This is a genomic window from Curvibacter sp. PAE-UM (genome assembly GCF_001432305.1).
Lineage (GTDB): Bacteria > Pseudomonadota > Gammaproteobacteria > Burkholderiales > Burkholderiaceae_C > Hylemonella.
In genome coordinates, this window is the sequence record NZ_KQ483358.1 from 3,432,595 (window position 1) to 3,447,377 (window position 14,783).

A 14,783-nucleotide genomic window follows, 5' to 3' on the forward strand; every position below is an offset into this window, starting at 1 on the left:
TGGATAAATGTACCAAGTCCGACGTCCCGCCCACAGCGAATTTACCCCTGTACGCAACCTGAAGTACCACGTCCTGCAATGGGGTGAGGCCAAATCTGCCCTGCCCCCGCTGGTGCTGATGCACGGCTGGATGGACGTGGCCGCGTCCTGGCAGTTCATGGTGGACGCCTTCAGCCCCAGCTTCATGCAGGGCCGCACCATCATCGCAGCCGACTGGCGCGGTTTCGGGCTGACTGAGTGCCCGGGGCACGACAACTACTGGTTCCCTGATTACCTGGCCGATCTCGATGGCTTGCTCGACCACTACGCCGGCGAGCAGCCCGTGGACCTGGTGGGCCACAGCATGGGCGGCAACGTGGTCATGCTCTACGCCGGTGCCCGCCCCCAGCGCATCCGCCGCCTGGTCAACCTGGAAGGTTTCGGCATGCCGGCCAGCAAGCCAGAAAAAGCCCCCAAGCGTTATGCCCAGTGGATGGACGAGCTCAAAAGCCTGCACTGCGGCGAACTGGCCCTGAAAAGCTATGACGATGCCGCCGGCGTGGCGCGTCGCCTCATGAAGACCAACCCGCGCCTGGGCGAGGACAAGGCGCAGTGGCTGGCGCGGCACTGGGCGCGGCCCAATGTCCTGGGAAAATGGGAAATCCTGGGCGACGCCGCGCACAAGATCGTCAACGCCCAGCTTTACCGGGTGGACGAAGTGCTGGCCGCCTTTGCCGCCATCACGGCGCCCGTGCTGTCGGTGGAAGCGAGCCACAACCAGATGGAGCAGTGGTGGGAGGGTAAATACACCCTGGCCGAATTCCACGAGCGTCTGAAAAGCGTGCCCCAGCTGCAGCAGGCCCTGATCGAGGACGCCGGCCACATGCTGCACCACGACCAGCCCGAGCAGTTGGCTAGACTCATCGAAAACTTCCTGGCCGGCTAAGGCCTCTCCCGTCTCATGCACTTTCTATCGCGCCCGTTCATTCTGGCCGGGTCCCTGCTCTGGGCTGGCTTCAGCCTGGCCCAGACGGTCGACCCCCAGGCGGACAACACGCCGCCCCCCGCCATCGCCGAAGCGGCCGCACCCACCCCCCTCACCCTCACGATCGCGCCCGTCGTCTACCACTGGCGTGACGACCCCGAGCACAAATATGCCTTTGTGATCTCGGTGGAACAGCATCTGGACCGTCAGCGCCTGGTCGGGCTGGCACTGTTCCGCAACTCCTTCGGCCAGCCGTCGGCCTACGCCTACGCTGGCTATCACTGGCACAACTTTCTGGGTGAACCCAATCTCTCACTCAAGGTGTCGGCCGGCATCATCTACGGCTACACGGGTGAATACGCGGACAAGGTGCCTTTGAACTGGGAAGGCTTTTCCCCCGGCATCATCCCGTCGCTGGGCTACAAGATCGGCGCCAACGGCTCGGTCAACCTCATGCTGCTGGGCACGGCCGGCGTGGTGATCGGCTATAGCCACAGCTTCCAGGGGTTTGCCAGCCCATGAGGCGCCCGCCCTGCTTTGGGGGAGGGCCTAAAATCAGGGGTTCCGGGCAATAGACACTGCCACCGGCAGTCCGCCCCCGCAGAACACAGACAGGATCTCCCATCATGGACGCAGAACAAATCAATGCCATCGGTACCAAACTGGCCGACCTGAGCCAGCGCACGGTCGAGCTCCGGAGGTATCTTTGACTACGATGCCAAGGCTGAACGACTGAGGACGGTCAACGCCTCGCTGGAAGACCCCACGGTCTGGAACGACCCCAAGCGGGCCCAGGAGCTGGGCCGCGAAAAGAAGGCGCTGGACGACGTGGTCGTCACGCTCGACAAGCTCAGCAGCGAACTGTCCGACAACTCCGAGCTCTACGAGATGAGCAAGGAAGAAGGCGACGAGGCCGGCCTGTTGACCATCTCGGCCGAAGAAGCCAAGCTCTCCGAAATCGTGGAGAAGCTGGAATTCCGCCGCATGTTCAACAACCCGGCCGACCCCCTGCCCGCCTTCCTGGACATCCAGGCCGGTGCCGGCGGTACCGAGGCCTGCGACTGGGCCAGCATGCTGCTGCGCCAGTACCTGAAGTACGCCGAACGCAAGGGCTTCAAGGCCACGGTGGAAGACGAAACCCCGGGCGACACCGCCGGCATCAAGAGCGCCACCATCAAGGTGGAGGGCGACTACGCCTTCGGCCTGCTGCGCACCGAGACCGGTGTGCACCGCCTGGTGCGCAAGAGCCCCTTTGACAGCTCGGGCGGCCGTCATACCAGCTTTGCCAGCGTGTTCGTCTACCCGGAGATCGACGACACCATCGAGATCGACATCAACCCCTCCGATGTGCGCACCGACACCTTCCGCGCCAGCGGCGCCGGCGGCCAGCACATCAACAAGACCGACTCGGCCGTGCGCCTGACGCACATCCCAACCGGCATCGTGGTGCAGTGCCAGGACGGCCGCAGCCAGCACAGCAACCGCGACGTGGCCTGGAAACGCCTGCGCAGCCGCCTCTACGACCATGAGATGCGCAAGCGCCAGGAAGAGCAGCAAAAACTGGAAGACACCAAGACCGACGTGGGCTGGGGCCACCAGATCCGTTCCTACGTGCTGGACCAGAGCCGCATCAAGGACCTGCGCACCAATTACGAGACCTCGGCCACCCAGAAAGTGCTGGACGGCGACCTCGACCCCTTCATCGAAGCCTCGCTCAAACAAGGCGTTTAAGGAATCACCATGCGTGAAGGACAAGCCCACGTCATCCGGCGCGAGGACTACACCGCCCCGGCCTACTGGATCGACACCGTCGACCTGAGTTTCGACCTGGATCCGGCCAAGACCCGCGTGCTCAACAGGATGACGCTGCGCCGCAATCCGGCAGTGGCCCCCCAGCCCCTGCGCCTGGACGGCGAGGAGCTGAACCTGGCACGCGTGCTGGTCAATGGCCAGGGCACCAGCTTCAAGATGGACGGCAGCCAGCTCCTGCTGGAGAACCTGCCCGAAGGCGAGGCCCCTTTCGAACTGGAGATCTTCACCACCTGCGCCCCGGTGAAAAACACCAAGCTCATGGGCCTGTACGTGAGCAACGACTCCTTCTTCACGCAATGTGAGGCCGAAGGTTTCCGCCGCATCACCTACTTCCTGGACCGTCCCGACGTGATGGCCAGCTACACGGTGACCCTGCGCGCCGACAAGGCCCGTTACCCCGTGCTACTGTCCAACGGCAACCTGGTGGATCAGGGCGATCTGGAAGACGGCCGCCACTTTGCCAAGTGGGTCGACCCGCACCGCAAGCCCTGCTACCTGTTTGCGCTGGTGGCCGGCAAGCTGGTGGCGCGCGAGCAGCGCATCACCGCACGCAACGGCAAGGACCACCTGCTGCAGGTCTATGTGCGCCCCGGCGACCTGGACAAGACCGAACACGCCATGAACTCCCTCATGGCCTCCGTGGCCTGGGACGAGGCGCGCTTCCAGCTGCCGCTGGACCTGGAACGCTTCATGATCGTCGCCACCAGCGACTTCAACATGGGTGCCATGGAGAACAAGGGCCTGAACATCTTCAACACCAAGTACGTTCTGGCCAACCAGGCCACCGCCACCGACGCCGACTATTCCAATATCGAAAGCGTGGTGGGTCACGAGTACTTCCACAACTGGACTGGCAACCGCGTCACCTGCCGCGACTGGTTCCAGTTGAGCCTCAAGGAAGGCCTGACCGTCTTCCGTGACCAGGAGTTCAGCCAGGATCTGGCGGGTGACCTGTCGGCGCGCGCCGTCAAGCGCATCGAAGACGTGCGTGTGCTGCGCACCGCCCAGTTCCCCGAAGATGCCGGCCCCATGGCCCACCCGGTGCGGCCCGACAGCTACATCGAGATCAACAACTTCTACACCGTCACCGTCTACGAAAAAGGCGCCGAAGTCGTGCGCATGCAGCAGACGCTGACGTCGCGCGAAGGTTTTGCCAAGGGCATGGCCCTGTACTTCCAGCGCTTTGACGGCCAGGCCGTCACCTGCGACGACTTTGCCCAGGCCATCGCCGACGCCAACCCCGGCTCCGAACTGGCCCGCCTGCTGCCGCAGTTCAAGCGCTGGTACAGCCAGGCCGGCACGCCGCGCCTGAGCGCCAGCGCGCAATACGACGCAAGCAACCGCAGCTACACGCTGACGCTGAGCCAGTCCTGCGCCCCCACGCCGGGCCAGGCCGTGAAAGAGCCTTTTGTCATCCCGGTCAGCCTGGGCCTGGTCAGCAGCGATGGCCGTGCGCTGCCGCTGCAACTGGAAGGCGAGGCCGAACCCGGCCCCAGCTCACGCACCATCGTGCTGACCGAAGCCTCGCAAACGCTGCGTTTCATCAACGTGGATGCCGAGCCCGTACCCTCGCTGCTGCGCGGTTTCAGCGCCCCAGTGGTGCTGGCCTATGACTACAGCGACGAGCAGCTGCTGGCCCTGCTGGCCCACGACACCGACCCCTTCAACCGCTGGGAGGCCGGCCAGCGCCTGGCCGTCAAGCGTGCACTGGCCTTCATCCGTGGCAGCGCCCAGCCGGGCGAAGCCAAAGTGCTGGATGCCGCCTACGTCGACGCCATGCGCCAGGTGCTGCGTCACCCCACGCTGGACGCCGCCTTCAAGGAGCTGGTGCTCACGCTGCCCGCCGAGACCTATATGGCCGAGCAGCTGGACGTAGTAGACCCGCAGCGCGTGCATGCCGTGCGCGAGGCCATGCGCCAGCAACTGGCGCTGGAGTTGCGGCACGACTGGGCCTGGGCCTATGAGGAGCACCACGACACCGGCGCCTACCGCCCGGACGCCACCTCCTCCGGCCGCCGCGCTCTCACCGGCCTGGCACTCACCATGCTGTGTCTGGCTGCACGCGAAACCGGCGATGTGATCTGGCCCGGCAAGACCTACCAGCGTTTCAAGGACGCCGGCAACATGACCGACCGCTTCAACGCCCTGGGCGCCCTGGTCAACAGCGGGCATGAGCTGGCTGCTCCTGCACTGGAGCGTTTCCACGCCCTGTTCAAGGACGAGGCCCTGGTGCTGGACAAGTGGTTCGCCCTGCAGGCCGGCAACTGCGACCGCGGCGGCCAAGTGCTGCCGGCCGTGCGCCAGTTGATGACGCACCCGGACTTCAACCTGCGCAACCCCAACCGCGCGCGCAGCCTGATCTTCAGCTACTGCAGCGCCAACCCGGGCGCCTTCCACCGCGCCGATGCCGCCGGTTATGTCTACTGGAGCGAACGCGTGCTGGAGCTGGACGGCATCAACCCGCAGGTCGCCGCGCGCCTGGCGCGCGCGCTGGACCGCTGGAAGAAGCTGGCCGAGCCCTACCGCCACGCCGCCCGCGAAGCCATCGCCCGCGTGGCCGCCAAGCCCGACCTGAGCAACGACGTGCGCGAGGTGGTCACCCGCGCTCTTGCCGATTGAACCCCAAAGAGGACCGCCATGAGTTCCAAGATTTCCCTCACGCGCTACCTGGTCGAACAGCAGCGCAGCCACGGCCACATCCCCTCCGAACTGCGCCTGCTGCTCGAAGTGGTGGCCCGCGCCTGCAAGAGCATCAGCCAGGCCGTCAACAAGGGCGCCCTCGGCGGTGTGCTGGGCAGCGCCGGCAGCGAGAACGTGCAGGGCGAAGTGCAGAAAAAGCTCGACATCATCGCCAACGAGGTGCTGATCGAGGCCAATGAATGGGGCGGCCACCTGGCAGCCATGGCCTCCGAAGAGATGGACAGCATCTACGCCGTGCCCAACCGCTATCCCAAGGGTGAATACCTGCTGTTGTTCGATCCCCTGGACGGCTCCAGCAACATCGACGTCAACGTCAGCATCGGCACCATCTTCTCGGTGCTCAAGAAGGGCAACGACGACCCCACGGCGATCGAGCCCGTCTGCGAGCAGGATTTCCTGCAAGCCGGCAAGCAGCAGGTGGCCGCCGGCTACTGTGTCTACGGCCCGCAGACCACGCTGGTGCTGACGGTCGGCGACGGCGTGGCCATGTTCACGCTGGACCGCGAGCAGGGTTCCTTCGTGCTGACGCAAGAGGACGTGAAGATCCCGGAAGACACCAGGGAATTCGCGATCAACATGAGCAATATGCGCCACTGGGACGAACCGGTGAAGCGCTACATCGACGAATGCCTGCTGGGCCAGACCGGCCCGCGCGGCAAGGACTTCAACATGCGCTGGATCGCCAGCATGGTGGCCGACGTGCACCGCATCCTGACCCGCGGCGGCGTCTTCATGTACCCCTGGGACAAGCGCGAGCCCAACAAGCCCGGCAAGCTGCGCCTGATGTACGAAGCCAACCCCATGAGCTGGCTCATCGAGCAGGCCGGCGGTGCCGCCACCAACGGCCGCCAGCGCATCCTGGACATCCAACCCACCAGCCTGCACGAGCGCGTCAGCGTGATCCTGGGCTCGAAGAACGAGGTCGAGCGCGTCACGTCATACCACGGCAAGGTATAATTTTGGGCTTGCCGCCGGTGTAGCTCAGTTGGTAGAGCAGCTCATTCGTAATGAGAAGGTCGAGGGTTCGATTCCTTTCTCCGGCACCAATTAAAAGCCCTGATTCGCAAGCGTCAGGGCTTTTTTCATGTGCCATGGCCGACCCGCAGCGCTGCGCAACGCGCCACAGGATCGTGACCTGGGCAGATCTCCCGCCGCCGGCGTGAACTTTGACGCATAGAAGGCTGGAATCAGACGCGGTGGCGGTTGACCAGCCTGATGGGCACAGCACAATGGGTTGATCTGCTCCATCCTAGGCATGAAGCAGGATCCAACCATGCAACAAGCCACCAGACCATCCACCGAAGACGCCGCGAAGGAAATCGAGGCGATGGCGCGCGCTGCCGCCCTGCTGCTGGATGCCGGCGACCTGAAAAGCTCGCAGAGCGTAGGCCGCCTGCTGCTGGCGATCGAACAACGCGCGGCCGAACTTGCCCGGAGTGCCGGCGCCTGAGTCCCCGGCAAAGCAAGACACCCGCAAGAAAAAAGCCGCTGCATTTTCATGCAACGGCTCTTCTTTTTTGTTGGCGGAGTGGACGGGACTCGAACCCGCGACCCCCGGCGTGACAGGCCGGTATTCTAACCAACTGAACTACCACTCCAGTTGCTGCGTTTTGCCTGCTTGCTAGAGACAAGCAGGCCAAGTGCGGCAAAACTTGGCGACCCTACGGGGATTCGAACCCCGGTACTCACCGTGAAAGGGTGATGTCCTAGGCCTCTAGACGATAGGGTCAAAACCTGGACTGTTTCCGACTCGACGTGAAATTGGTGGAGGTAAACGGGATCGAACCGATGACCTCTTGCATGCCATGCAAGCGCTCTCCCAGCTGAGCTATACCCCCATTTCGTCTGACACTTTTTCTCAAAAGCATCGTGTCGAGCCTCGAATTATAGACTGAAATTCAGGCCCTTTGCAAACGGGCCTGAACTTTTTCACGTGGCAGGAGCTCCAGCACGGCATCCAGCGACGGCGTCTGGGGCGTGCCCAGCACCAGCACGCGCACGGGCATGGCCAGCTGCGGCATTTTCAGGCCCGTGGCTGTGAGCACTTCCTTGATGGCGGCGGCAATCGAAGCCTTGTCCCAGGCGCAGGCGGCCAGTTTGTCCCGCAGTTGGGCCAGCGCAGGCTTGATTGCATCCGTGATGTGCTGGGCCAGATCTTCGGCCTTCGGACTTACGTCGGCGTAGAAGGCCTGGGCCCAGTCGGCCAGGGCCACGGTGGTGTCGCAGCGGTCCTTGAACAGGCCGCAGATGCGCTGCAGGCGTTCGTCGGACGTGATGCCGCGCTTGCCCAACTGGGCAAGCACCAGCGGCGCCAGCGCCTCATCGGTCATGGCCTTGAGGTGCTGGGCGTTGACCCAGCGCAGCTTGGCTTCGTCGAACTGCGCGGCGCTGCGGCCCAGGTGGTCGAGGTTGAACCATTCCAGGAACTGCGTGCGGCTGAAGATCTCGTCGTCACCGTGGCTCCAGCCCAGGCGCGCCAGGTAGTTGACCATGGCGTCGGGCAGGTAGCCCTCGTCGCGGTACTGCGTGACGGGCTTGGCGCCGTTGCGCTTGCTCATCTTCTCGCCCTGCTCGTTGAGCACGGTGGGCAGATGGGCGTAGACCGGCGGCTCCTTGCCCAGCGCCTTGAAGATGTTGATCTGGCGCGGCGTGTTGTTCACATGGTCGTCACCGCGGATCACGTGGGTGATGGTCATGTCGATGTCGTCCACCACCACGCAGAAGTTGTAGGTGGGTGTACCGTCGGGGCGCGCGATCACCAGGTCGTCGAGCTCGTCGTTGCTGATTTCGATGCGGCCCTTGACCTTGTCATCCCAGACCACGGCGCCACCCTGCGGGTTCCTGAAGCGCAGCACGGGTTTCACACCCGCGGGGACTGGCGGCAGGGCCTTGCCCGGCTCGGGGCGCCAGGTGCCGTCGTAACGCGGCTTTTCCTTGTTGGCCATCTGGCGCTCACGCAGGGCGTCAAGTTCTTCCACGCTCATATAGCAGGGGTAGACATGACCGGCGGCCTGCAGCTCGGCCAGCACGGCCTTGTAGCGCTCCATGCGCTGCATCTGGTAGAACGGGCCTTCGTCGTACGTGAGGCCCAGCCAGGCCATGCCTTCGATGATGACGTCCACCGCTGCCTGGGTGGAGCGGTCCAGGTCGGTGTCCTCGATGCGCAGGATGAAGTCACCGCCCGTGGCGCGCGCGAACGCCCAGGGATAAAGAGCCGAGCGGATGTTGCCGAGGTGGATGAAGCCCGTGGGCGAAGGGGCAAAGCGGGTACGAACGCGTTGGGTCACGGAATCAGTTCAATTCAAAAATCAGGACAGGGTGTTCAGGCCGCGTGCCATGTCGTCCTGCACGTCCTGCGGATGCTCCAGGCCCACGGCCACACGGATCAGGCCCTGGACGATACCGGCCGCCTGACGCTGGGCCTCGGACAACTTGCCGTGCGAGGTACTGGCCGGGTGCGTGAGCAGGGTCTTGGTATCGCCGAGGTTGGTGCAGAGCGAGAGCGTCTGTAGCGAGTCCAGCACGTGGAAAGCGCGTGTGCGCGCCTGCTCGGGGCTGCCGGCCTTCACCTCGAAAGACAGCACCGCCCCGCCCAGGCCCGACATCTGTTTCATGGCCAGCGCGTGCTGGGGATGTTCGGCCAGCGAGGGATAGTGCACCCTGGCCACCGCCGGATGGGTGCGCAGCCAATGGGCCAGCTCCAGGGTCAGGGCGCTTTGCGCACGCATGCGCAGGTCCAGCGTCTCCAGCCCCTTGAGCACGACCCAGGCGTTGAAGGGCGACAACACCATGCCGCTGTTCTTCTGCACGGGCAGGAATTTCTCCAGCACCATCTTCTCGCTGGCGCACAAGGCGCCCGCCATGACACGGCCCTGACCATCGAGGTACTTGGTGCCCGAATGCATCACGATGTCGGCGCCCATGTCGACGGGGCGCTGCAGCGCGGGCGTGGCAAAGCAGTTGTCCACGGCCAGCAGGGCCCCGGCGTTGTGCGCCACATCGGCCAGGGCGGCGATGTCGCACACCTCGGTCAGCGGATTGGTCGGCGTCTCGGCAAACAGCAGGCGCGTGTTCGACCGGACGGCGGCCTTCCAGGCGGCCAGGTCCGTCTGCGGGACGGCGGTGGACTCCACGCCGAAACGAGCGAATTCCGAACCGATCAGCTTGATGGTCGAACCGAACAGGGACTGGGAATAGACCACGTGGTCGCCCGCCTTGAGCAGGCTGAAGCACATCAGCATGATGGCCGACATGCCGGACGAGGTGGCCATGCAGGCTTCGGCCCCCTCCAGGGCGGCGAGGCGCTGCTCGAAGCTGCTCACCGTGGGGTTGCCGGAGCGGCCATAGGTGTAGCCCTCTTCTTCGCCAGCAAAACGGCGGGCAGAGATCTCCGCACTGGGCTGCACATAACCACTGGTGAGGTACAGGGCTTCGGAGTTTTCTCCGTACTGGCTGCGCTCGACCGCCGCGCGCACCGCCAGCGTCTGCAGGCGCAGGCCCTCGGGCCGGGATTTGCTGCTGTTGATTTTGCTGCTCATCCGCTCAGTCTCCCTGATGGTTGGGCAGGGCCAGGCGCGAGGTGTCGGCATCGTCCTCGCCACCCTTGACGCGGCTGGCATTCATGCGCGCAATGTCCTCGGCGCGGATGTCACCGGTCACGTAGACGCCATCGAAGCACGAGGCGTCGAAGCCGTTGATCTTGGTGTTGAGTTTGCCGATGGCGTGTTTCATCGCATCGACATCCTGGTAGATCAGCGCATCGGCACCGATGATCTGGCGCACCTCTTCCACGGTGCGGCCGTGCGCCACCAGTTCTTCCACCGTGGGCATGTCGATGCCATAGACGTTGGGAAAACGCACCGGCGGCGCAGCACTGGCCATGTAGACCTTGTTGGCCCCGGCCTCGCGTGCCATCTGGACGATCTCGCGGCTGGTGGTGCCGCGCACGATGGAGTCGTCCACCAGCAGCACGTTGCGGCCCTTGAACTCGCTGCCGATCACGTTGAGCTTCTGGCGCACGCTCTTCTTGCGCACGGCCTGGCCCGGCATGATGAAGGTGCGGCCCACGTAGCGGTTCTTCACGAAACCCTCGCGGTAGGGCAGGCCCAGCAACTGGGCCAGCTGCATGGCGCTGGGGCGGCTGGATTCGGGGATGGGAATGACTACGTCGATCTCGCTGGGCGGGACGGTCGAGACCACGCGCTTGGCCAGGGTCTCGCCCAGGTTCAGGCGGGCCTGGTAGACCGAGATGCCGTCCATGACCGAGTCGGGGCGGGCCAGGTAGACGTATTCGAAGATGCAGGGGTGCAGACGCGGCACGTCGGCGCATTGCAGGGCGCTGACACGACCTTCCAGATCGACGAAAACGGCCTCGCCCGGGGCGATGTCGCGCTCGAACACATGGCCCGTTCCCTCCAGCACCACGGACTCGCTGGCCAGCATGACGGTGCCGTCCGGGCTGCGGCCCATGCACAGCGGACGGATGCCGTAGGGATCACGGAAGGCCAGCACGCCGTGGCCGGCGATCAGCGCGATGACGGCGTAGGAGCCGCGCAGGCGCTTGTGCATCTGGCGCACAGCGGTAAACACGTCGCCCACGCGCAGCGGCTTGCCGCGGGTGGCCTTGTCCATCTCGTCGGCCAGCACGTTGAGCAGCACCTCGGAGTCGCTCTCGGTGTTGAGATGGCGGTGGTCGGTATTGAACAGTTCGACCTTGAGCGCCTGCGCATTGGTCAGGTTGCCGTTGTGCACCAGCACGATGCCGAAGGGCGCGTTGACGTAGAAGGGCTGGGCCTCTTCCTCGCTGTAGGCGTTGCCGGCCGTCGGGTAGCGCGCCTGGCCCAGGCCGCAGTTGCCCGGCAGCGCGCGCATATTGCGCGTGCGAAACACGTCCTTCACCATGCCCTTGGCCTTGTGCATGAAGAACTTGCGATCCTGCTGCGTGACGATACCGGCCGCATCCTGCCCGCGGTGCTGCAAGAGCAGCAGCGAGTCATAGATCAGCTGGTTGACGGGTGCGTTGCTGACAACGCCGACGATTCCACACATAGTTTCACTTCCAGTCGGGTGCGCACAGCCTGTCCGTGCGCTGCCCGATCAATTCAGGGCAAATACTTTCCCACACTCTGAGGCAGCACCGGCTTGAGCAGCTTGAGCGCTTCCACCGATATATGCGCCGCCTTGGCCTCACGCCACCAGGTCTGGCTCTTCAAGGGCGACATCAGCACCAGCACGGTCAGCGCCAGCAGCAGGATGAGCCCGCGCAACAGGCCGAACACGCCGCCCAGCACCCGATCCACCGGGCGCAGACCGGCCTGCTCGATCAGCTTGGGGATGCCCCACACGATCAAACCGCCGATGAACACGGACACCACGAAAACCAGCACAAAACCGATGATCTGGACCAGGGCCTCCGAGCTGCTGTCGATCGGCAGCTGGCGGCCGACATCGGCGCCCAGCCACTGGGCCAGCACAAAGGCCAGCAGCCAGTTCAGCACCGACATCACCTCGTAGACAAAACCTCGCCAGACGCCCAGGCCGATCGAGGCGAGCAGGGCCACGATGAAAATCCAGTCGAGTGCGGCCATGGCCATGTCCTTACAGGCTCAGCACCGTGCCAGGCAGGTCGAGTTTCTTGAGTTTCTCCGCAGCGCGCTCGGCCTCGGCCTTGCTGGCAAAGGGCCCGGCCCGCACGCGGATGCGTTTGCCGTCCTTGGTTTCCACGGCCTGGGTGTAGTTCTTGAGACCGGCACGCTCGATCTTGCTGCGCGCGTCGCGCGCGCGGTTTTCGTCGGCGAAGGAGCCGACCTGCACCACGTAGCGGGTTTCGGTGGCGGCCTTGGTGTCGGTTTTTTTGGCCTCGGGCTTGGGTTCGGCTTTGGCTGCCGGAGCCGGCTTGGCTGCTGGCTTGGCCGCCGGCGGGGGGGCCTCGGTGACGAGGCCCGAGGCGGCGGCCGAGGGTACCGGCGCGGCTTCGGACACGGCGGCCGGCGACGGCACAGCGGGTGTCGTCAGCGGCAACGCCTTGTTCTTGTCGGGGATCTCGATCGGCAGGTCCACGGCCACGGGGCGCGGCTGCTTGTCCACCAGCAGGGGAAAACCGATGACGCCGATCAGCACCAGGATGGCCGAACCGATCAGCCTGTTCTTGGCGCGCCGGCGCAGCACCTCCACGCTCTCGGGCTGCGCGGCAGGGGCCGTCTGATCGTCGCCACCCTTGCGGAACTTGAAAAAGGCCATGTGCTGCGGGTTCAGGGTTTGAGATGCTGGGCTTGAAGGCGCGGCACGCCTTCCTTCAGAACGCCACCGACCGTGTAGAACGATCCGAAGACCACGATTCTATCAGCGGGGTCCGCTGCGGCGATGGCCGCGCCCAGGGCCTGCAGAGGGTCGGCAAAGAGCGCGGACGTCCCGGCCACGCGCGGGTTCAGCGCCTGGCACCGGGCCTGCAGATCGGCCGCACCGGCGGCCCGCGGCGTGGGCAGGTCGGTGAAATACCAGCGGTCCACCAGGGGCATGATGCGCGCCAGCATGGGCGCCAGGTCCTTGTCGGCCATGGCGCCGAAAACGGCATGGGTCGTCGGGAAGTACCCCATGGCGTCCAGGTTGGCTGTCAGCGCCGCCACCGAATGCGGGTTGTGCGCCACGTCCAGCACCAGGGTGGGCTGGCCCGGGATGATCTGGAAGCGCCCGGGCAGCTCCACGAAGGCCAGGCCGTTGCGCACGGCCTGCGCCGTCACCGGCAGCTTCTCGCGCAGCGCCGTGAGGGCGGCCAGCACCCCCGAGGCGTTGACCAGCTGGTTGGCGCCGCGCAGCGCCGGGTAGGCCAGGCCGCTGTAACGACGGTCCCGGCCGGCCCAGCTCCACTGCTGCTTGTCGCCGGAATAGTTGAAGTCGCGACCGAAACGCCAGAGTTCGGCGTCGATGGCGGCGGCATGGTCGATCACGCTTTGCGGCGGGATGGGGTCGCTCACCACCACCGGGCGCCCGGTGCGCATGATGCCGGCCTTCTCGCGACCGATGCTCTCGCGGTCGGGGCCGAGAAGCTCCATGTGGTCCAGATCGATGCTGGTGATGATGGCGCAGTCGGCGTCCAGGATGTTGACGGCATCGAGCCGCCCGCCCAGGCCCACCTCCAGGACGGCCACGTCCACGCCAGCGTGCGCGATGCAGTCGAGGATGGCCAGGGTGGTGAATTCGAAATAACTCAGCGAAATTTCGTCTCCGCCGGCCGTGCGGGCCTGCTCGACGCGTGCGAAGCAGGGCAGCAGTTCGTCAGCCTTCACCATCTCCCCCCGCAGGCGCAGGCGCTCCTCGAAATGCACCAGATGCGGCGAGGTGTAGACACCGGTGCGGTAACCGGCCTGGCCGAGGATGGACTCCAGCATGGCGCAGGTGGAACCCTTGCCGTTGGTGCCGGCCACGGTGATGATGGGGCAATCGAAATGCAGGCCCATGCGCTGTGCGACGGCCTTGACGCGGTCCAGCCCCATGTCGATGGTCTTGGGATGCAGGCGCTCGCAGTAGGCCAGCCAGTCGGAAAGTGTGTTCAAGCTCGACATATCCGACAATTGTCCCCCATGAAGCATCCCATCACGCTCTACGGCATCCCCAACTGCGACACGGTCAAGAAGGCGCGCGCCTGGCTTGCTGAACATCAGGTGGAGGTGCAGTTCCACGATTTCAAGAAGCTGGGGGTGCCCGAAGCCCGGCTGGACCACTGGCTGGCCAGCGCTGGCTGGGAAAAGCTGCTGAACCGCCAGGGCACGACCTGGCGCAAGCTGGACGCCGCCACCCAGGCCGCCGTCACCGATGCCGCGAGCGCCCGCGCCCTCATGCTGGCCCAGGCCAGCGTGATCAAACGGCCCGTCGTTGAATGGAACACCCGGGATGTGAGCGTGGGCTTCGACGCCACCAACTGGCTGGCCCGGCTGAACTAGGCCGCTGCCTTAAAATCGCGGATTCGCCCCTGCAAACAGAGCACCACACCATGACCCAGCAATACAACGGCGTGACCGTCGCCACCCAGGCCAATGTCTATTTCGACGGCAAATGCGTCAGCCACAGCATCACCCTGGCCGACGGCACCAAAAAATCGGTCGGCGTGGTCCTGCCCGCCACCCTGACCTTCAACACCGGCGCCCCCGAGATCATGGAATGCGTGGCCGGCAGCTGCGAGTACAAGCTCAAGGGCACCGACGCCTGGGTCAAATCCGCCGCTGGCCAGAAGTTCAGCGTGCCCGGCAACTCCTCGTTTGAAATCCGAGTGACCGAGCCCTACCACTACATCTGCCACTTCGGTTGATCC

14 protein-coding genes and 4 tRNA genes are annotated in these 14,783 nt (G+C 65.0%); 9 read left to right on the forward strand and 9 right to left on the reverse strand.

Annotation, left to right across the window (positions count from 1 at the left end):
* Positions 1–7 precede the first annotated feature (7 nt).
* From AO057_RS16435 to AO057_RS17935, 7 genes are all read left to right on the forward strand, one after another.
* On the forward strand, positions 8–925 hold the full coding sequence (locus AO057_RS16435; RefSeq protein ID WP_057676960.1) for an alpha/beta fold hydrolase: 918 nt from the start codon (positions 8–10) through the stop codon (positions 923–925).
* Positions 926–940: 15 nt separating this feature from the next.
* Positions 941–1,486, forward strand: a complete 546-nt coding sequence (locus AO057_RS16440) for a hypothetical protein (RefSeq protein WP_057676961.1) — start codon at positions 941–943, stop codon at positions 1,484–1,486.
* A gap of 104 nt (positions 1,487–1,590) precedes the next feature.
* Positions 1,591–2,695, forward strand: a protein-coding gene (gene prfB / locus AO057_RS16445; RefSeq protein WP_156404593.1) for a peptide chain release factor 2 whose coding sequence is annotated in 2 segments (ribosomal slippage) — positions 1,591–1,671 and positions 1,673–2,695 — 1,104 coding nt in all. Because the reading frame shifts where the segments join, the coding sequence is not laid out codon by codon here.
* A gap of 9 nt (positions 2,696–2,704) precedes the next feature.
* Positions 2,705–5,395, forward strand: coding sequence for an aminopeptidase N (gene pepN / locus AO057_RS16450; protein WP_057676963.1), 2,691 nt, complete (start codon positions 2,705–2,707; stop codon positions 5,393–5,395).
* Between the two features lie 18 nt (positions 5,396–5,413).
* Positions 5,414–6,433 carry a class 1 fructose-bisphosphatase gene (locus tag AO057_RS16455; RefSeq protein WP_057676964.1) on the forward strand — a complete coding sequence of 340 codons (1,020 nt, stop codon included), beginning with the start codon at positions 5,414–5,416 and terminating at the stop codon, positions 6,431–6,433.
* 13 nt (positions 6,434–6,446) lie between these two features.
* Positions 6,447–6,522, forward strand: a tRNA-Thr gene (locus AO057_RS16460).
* A 227-nt stretch (positions 6,523–6,749) separates the two neighbouring features.
* A complete protein-coding gene (locus AO057_RS17935; protein WP_156404594.1) occupies positions 6,750–6,926 on the forward strand; it encodes a hypothetical protein in 177 nt (58 codons plus the stop codon).
* Positions 6,927–6,997: 71 nt separating this feature from the next.
* Here AO057_RS17935 and AO057_RS16465 read toward each other — a convergent pair.
* From AO057_RS16465 to folC, 9 genes are all read right to left on the reverse strand, one after another.
* A tRNA-Asp gene (locus AO057_RS16465) sits at positions 6,998–7,074 on the reverse strand.
* Positions 7,075–7,129: 55 nt separating this feature from the next.
* A tRNA-Glu gene (locus AO057_RS16470) sits at positions 7,130–7,205 on the reverse strand.
* Positions 7,206–7,238: 33 nt separating this feature from the next.
* Positions 7,239–7,314: transfer RNA gene (locus AO057_RS16475), tRNA-Ala, on the reverse strand.
* Between the two features lie 60 nt (positions 7,315–7,374).
* Entirely contained in the window at positions 7,375–8,763 is a 1,389-nt protein-coding gene (gene gltX, locus AO057_RS18130; RefSeq protein WP_057676965.1) for a glutamate--tRNA ligase, read from the reverse strand.
* 21 nt (positions 8,764–8,784) lie between these two features.
* Positions 8,785–10,014: an O-succinylhomoserine sulfhydrylase gene (locus AO057_RS18135; protein ID WP_057676966.1), complete on the reverse strand. Its 1,230-nt coding sequence runs from the start codon at positions 10,012–10,014 to the stop codon at positions 8,785–8,787.
* A gap of 4 nt (positions 10,015–10,018) precedes the next feature.
* Positions 10,019–11,524, reverse strand: a complete 1,506-nt coding sequence (gene purF, locus AO057_RS16490; RefSeq protein WP_057676967.1) for an amidophosphoribosyltransferase — start codon at positions 11,522–11,524, stop codon at positions 10,019–10,021.
* 53 nt (positions 11,525–11,577) lie between these two features.
* Entirely contained in the window at positions 11,578–12,063 is a 486-nt protein-coding gene (locus tag AO057_RS16495; protein WP_057677351.1) for a CvpA family protein, read from the reverse strand.
* A gap of 10 nt (positions 12,064–12,073) precedes the next feature.
* Complete coding sequence (locus tag AO057_RS16500) at positions 12,074–12,715, reverse strand: SPOR domain-containing protein (protein ID WP_057676968.1); 642 nt, start codon at positions 12,713–12,715, stop codon at positions 12,074–12,076.
* A gap of 11 nt (positions 12,716–12,726) precedes the next feature.
* Complete coding sequence (gene folC, locus AO057_RS16505; protein WP_057676969.1) at positions 12,727–14,037, reverse strand: bifunctional tetrahydrofolate synthase/dihydrofolate synthase; 1,311 nt, start codon at positions 14,035–14,037, stop codon at positions 12,727–12,729.
* 18 nt (positions 14,038–14,055) lie between these two features.
* On the opposite strand from folC, the gene AO057_RS16510 reads away from it, so the two are divergent.
* Positions 14,056–14,415, forward strand: coding sequence for an ArsC family reductase (locus AO057_RS16510; protein ID WP_057676970.1), 360 nt, complete (start codon positions 14,056–14,058; stop codon positions 14,413–14,415).
* Between the two features lie 50 nt (positions 14,416–14,465).
* Positions 14,466–14,780: a pyrimidine/purine nucleoside phosphorylase gene (locus AO057_RS16515; RefSeq protein WP_057676971.1), complete on the forward strand. Its 315-nt coding sequence runs from the start codon at positions 14,466–14,468 to the stop codon at positions 14,778–14,780.
* The last annotated feature ends 3 nt before the right edge of the window (positions 14,781–14,783 follow it).

Bases quoted from the DNA above. Each gene is read 5' to 3' on its own strand.
- AO057_RS16495 (WP_057677351.1), bottom strand. From the start codon at position 12,063: ATGGCCGCACTCGACTGGATTTTCATCGTGGCCCTGCTCGCCTCGATC.
- AO057_RS16500 (WP_057676968.1), bottom strand. From the start codon at position 12,715: ATGGCCTTTTTCAAGTTCCGCAAGGGTGGCGACGATCAGACGGCCCCT.
- AO057_RS17935 (WP_156404594.1), top strand. From the start codon at position 6,750: ATGCAACAAGCCACCAGACCATCCACCGAAGACGCCGCGAAGGAAATC.
- AO057_RS16510 (WP_057676970.1), top strand. From the start codon at position 14,056: ATGAAGCATCCCATCACGCTCTACGGCATCCCCAACTGCGACACGGTC.
- AO057_RS16455 (WP_057676964.1), top strand. From the start codon at position 5,414: ATGAGTTCCAAGATTTCCCTCACGCGCTACCTGGTCGAACAGCAGCGC.
- AO057_RS16515 (WP_057676971.1), top strand. From the start codon at position 14,466: ATGACCCAGCAATACAACGGCGTGACCGTCGCCACCCAGGCCAATGTC.
- folC (WP_057676969.1), bottom strand. From the start codon at position 14,037: ATGTCGAGCTTGAACACACTTTCCGACTGGCTGGCCTACTGCGAGCGC.
- AO057_RS18135 (WP_057676966.1), bottom strand. From the start codon at position 10,014: ATGAGCAGCAAAATCAACAGCAGCAAATCCCGGCCCGAGGGCCTGCGC.
- purF (WP_057676967.1), bottom strand. From the start codon at position 11,524: ATGTGTGGAATCGTCGGCGTTGTCAGCAACGCACCCGTCAACCAGCTG.
- AO057_RS16440 (WP_057676961.1), top strand. From the start codon at position 941: ATGCACTTTCTATCGCGCCCGTTCATTCTGGCCGGGTCCCTGCTCTGG.
- AO057_RS16435 (WP_057676960.1), top strand. From the start codon at position 8: ATGTACCAAGTCCGACGTCCCGCCCACAGCGAATTTACCCCTGTACGC.
- pepN (WP_057676963.1), top strand. From the start codon at position 2,705: ATGCGTGAAGGACAAGCCCACGTCATCCGGCGCGAGGACTACACCGCC.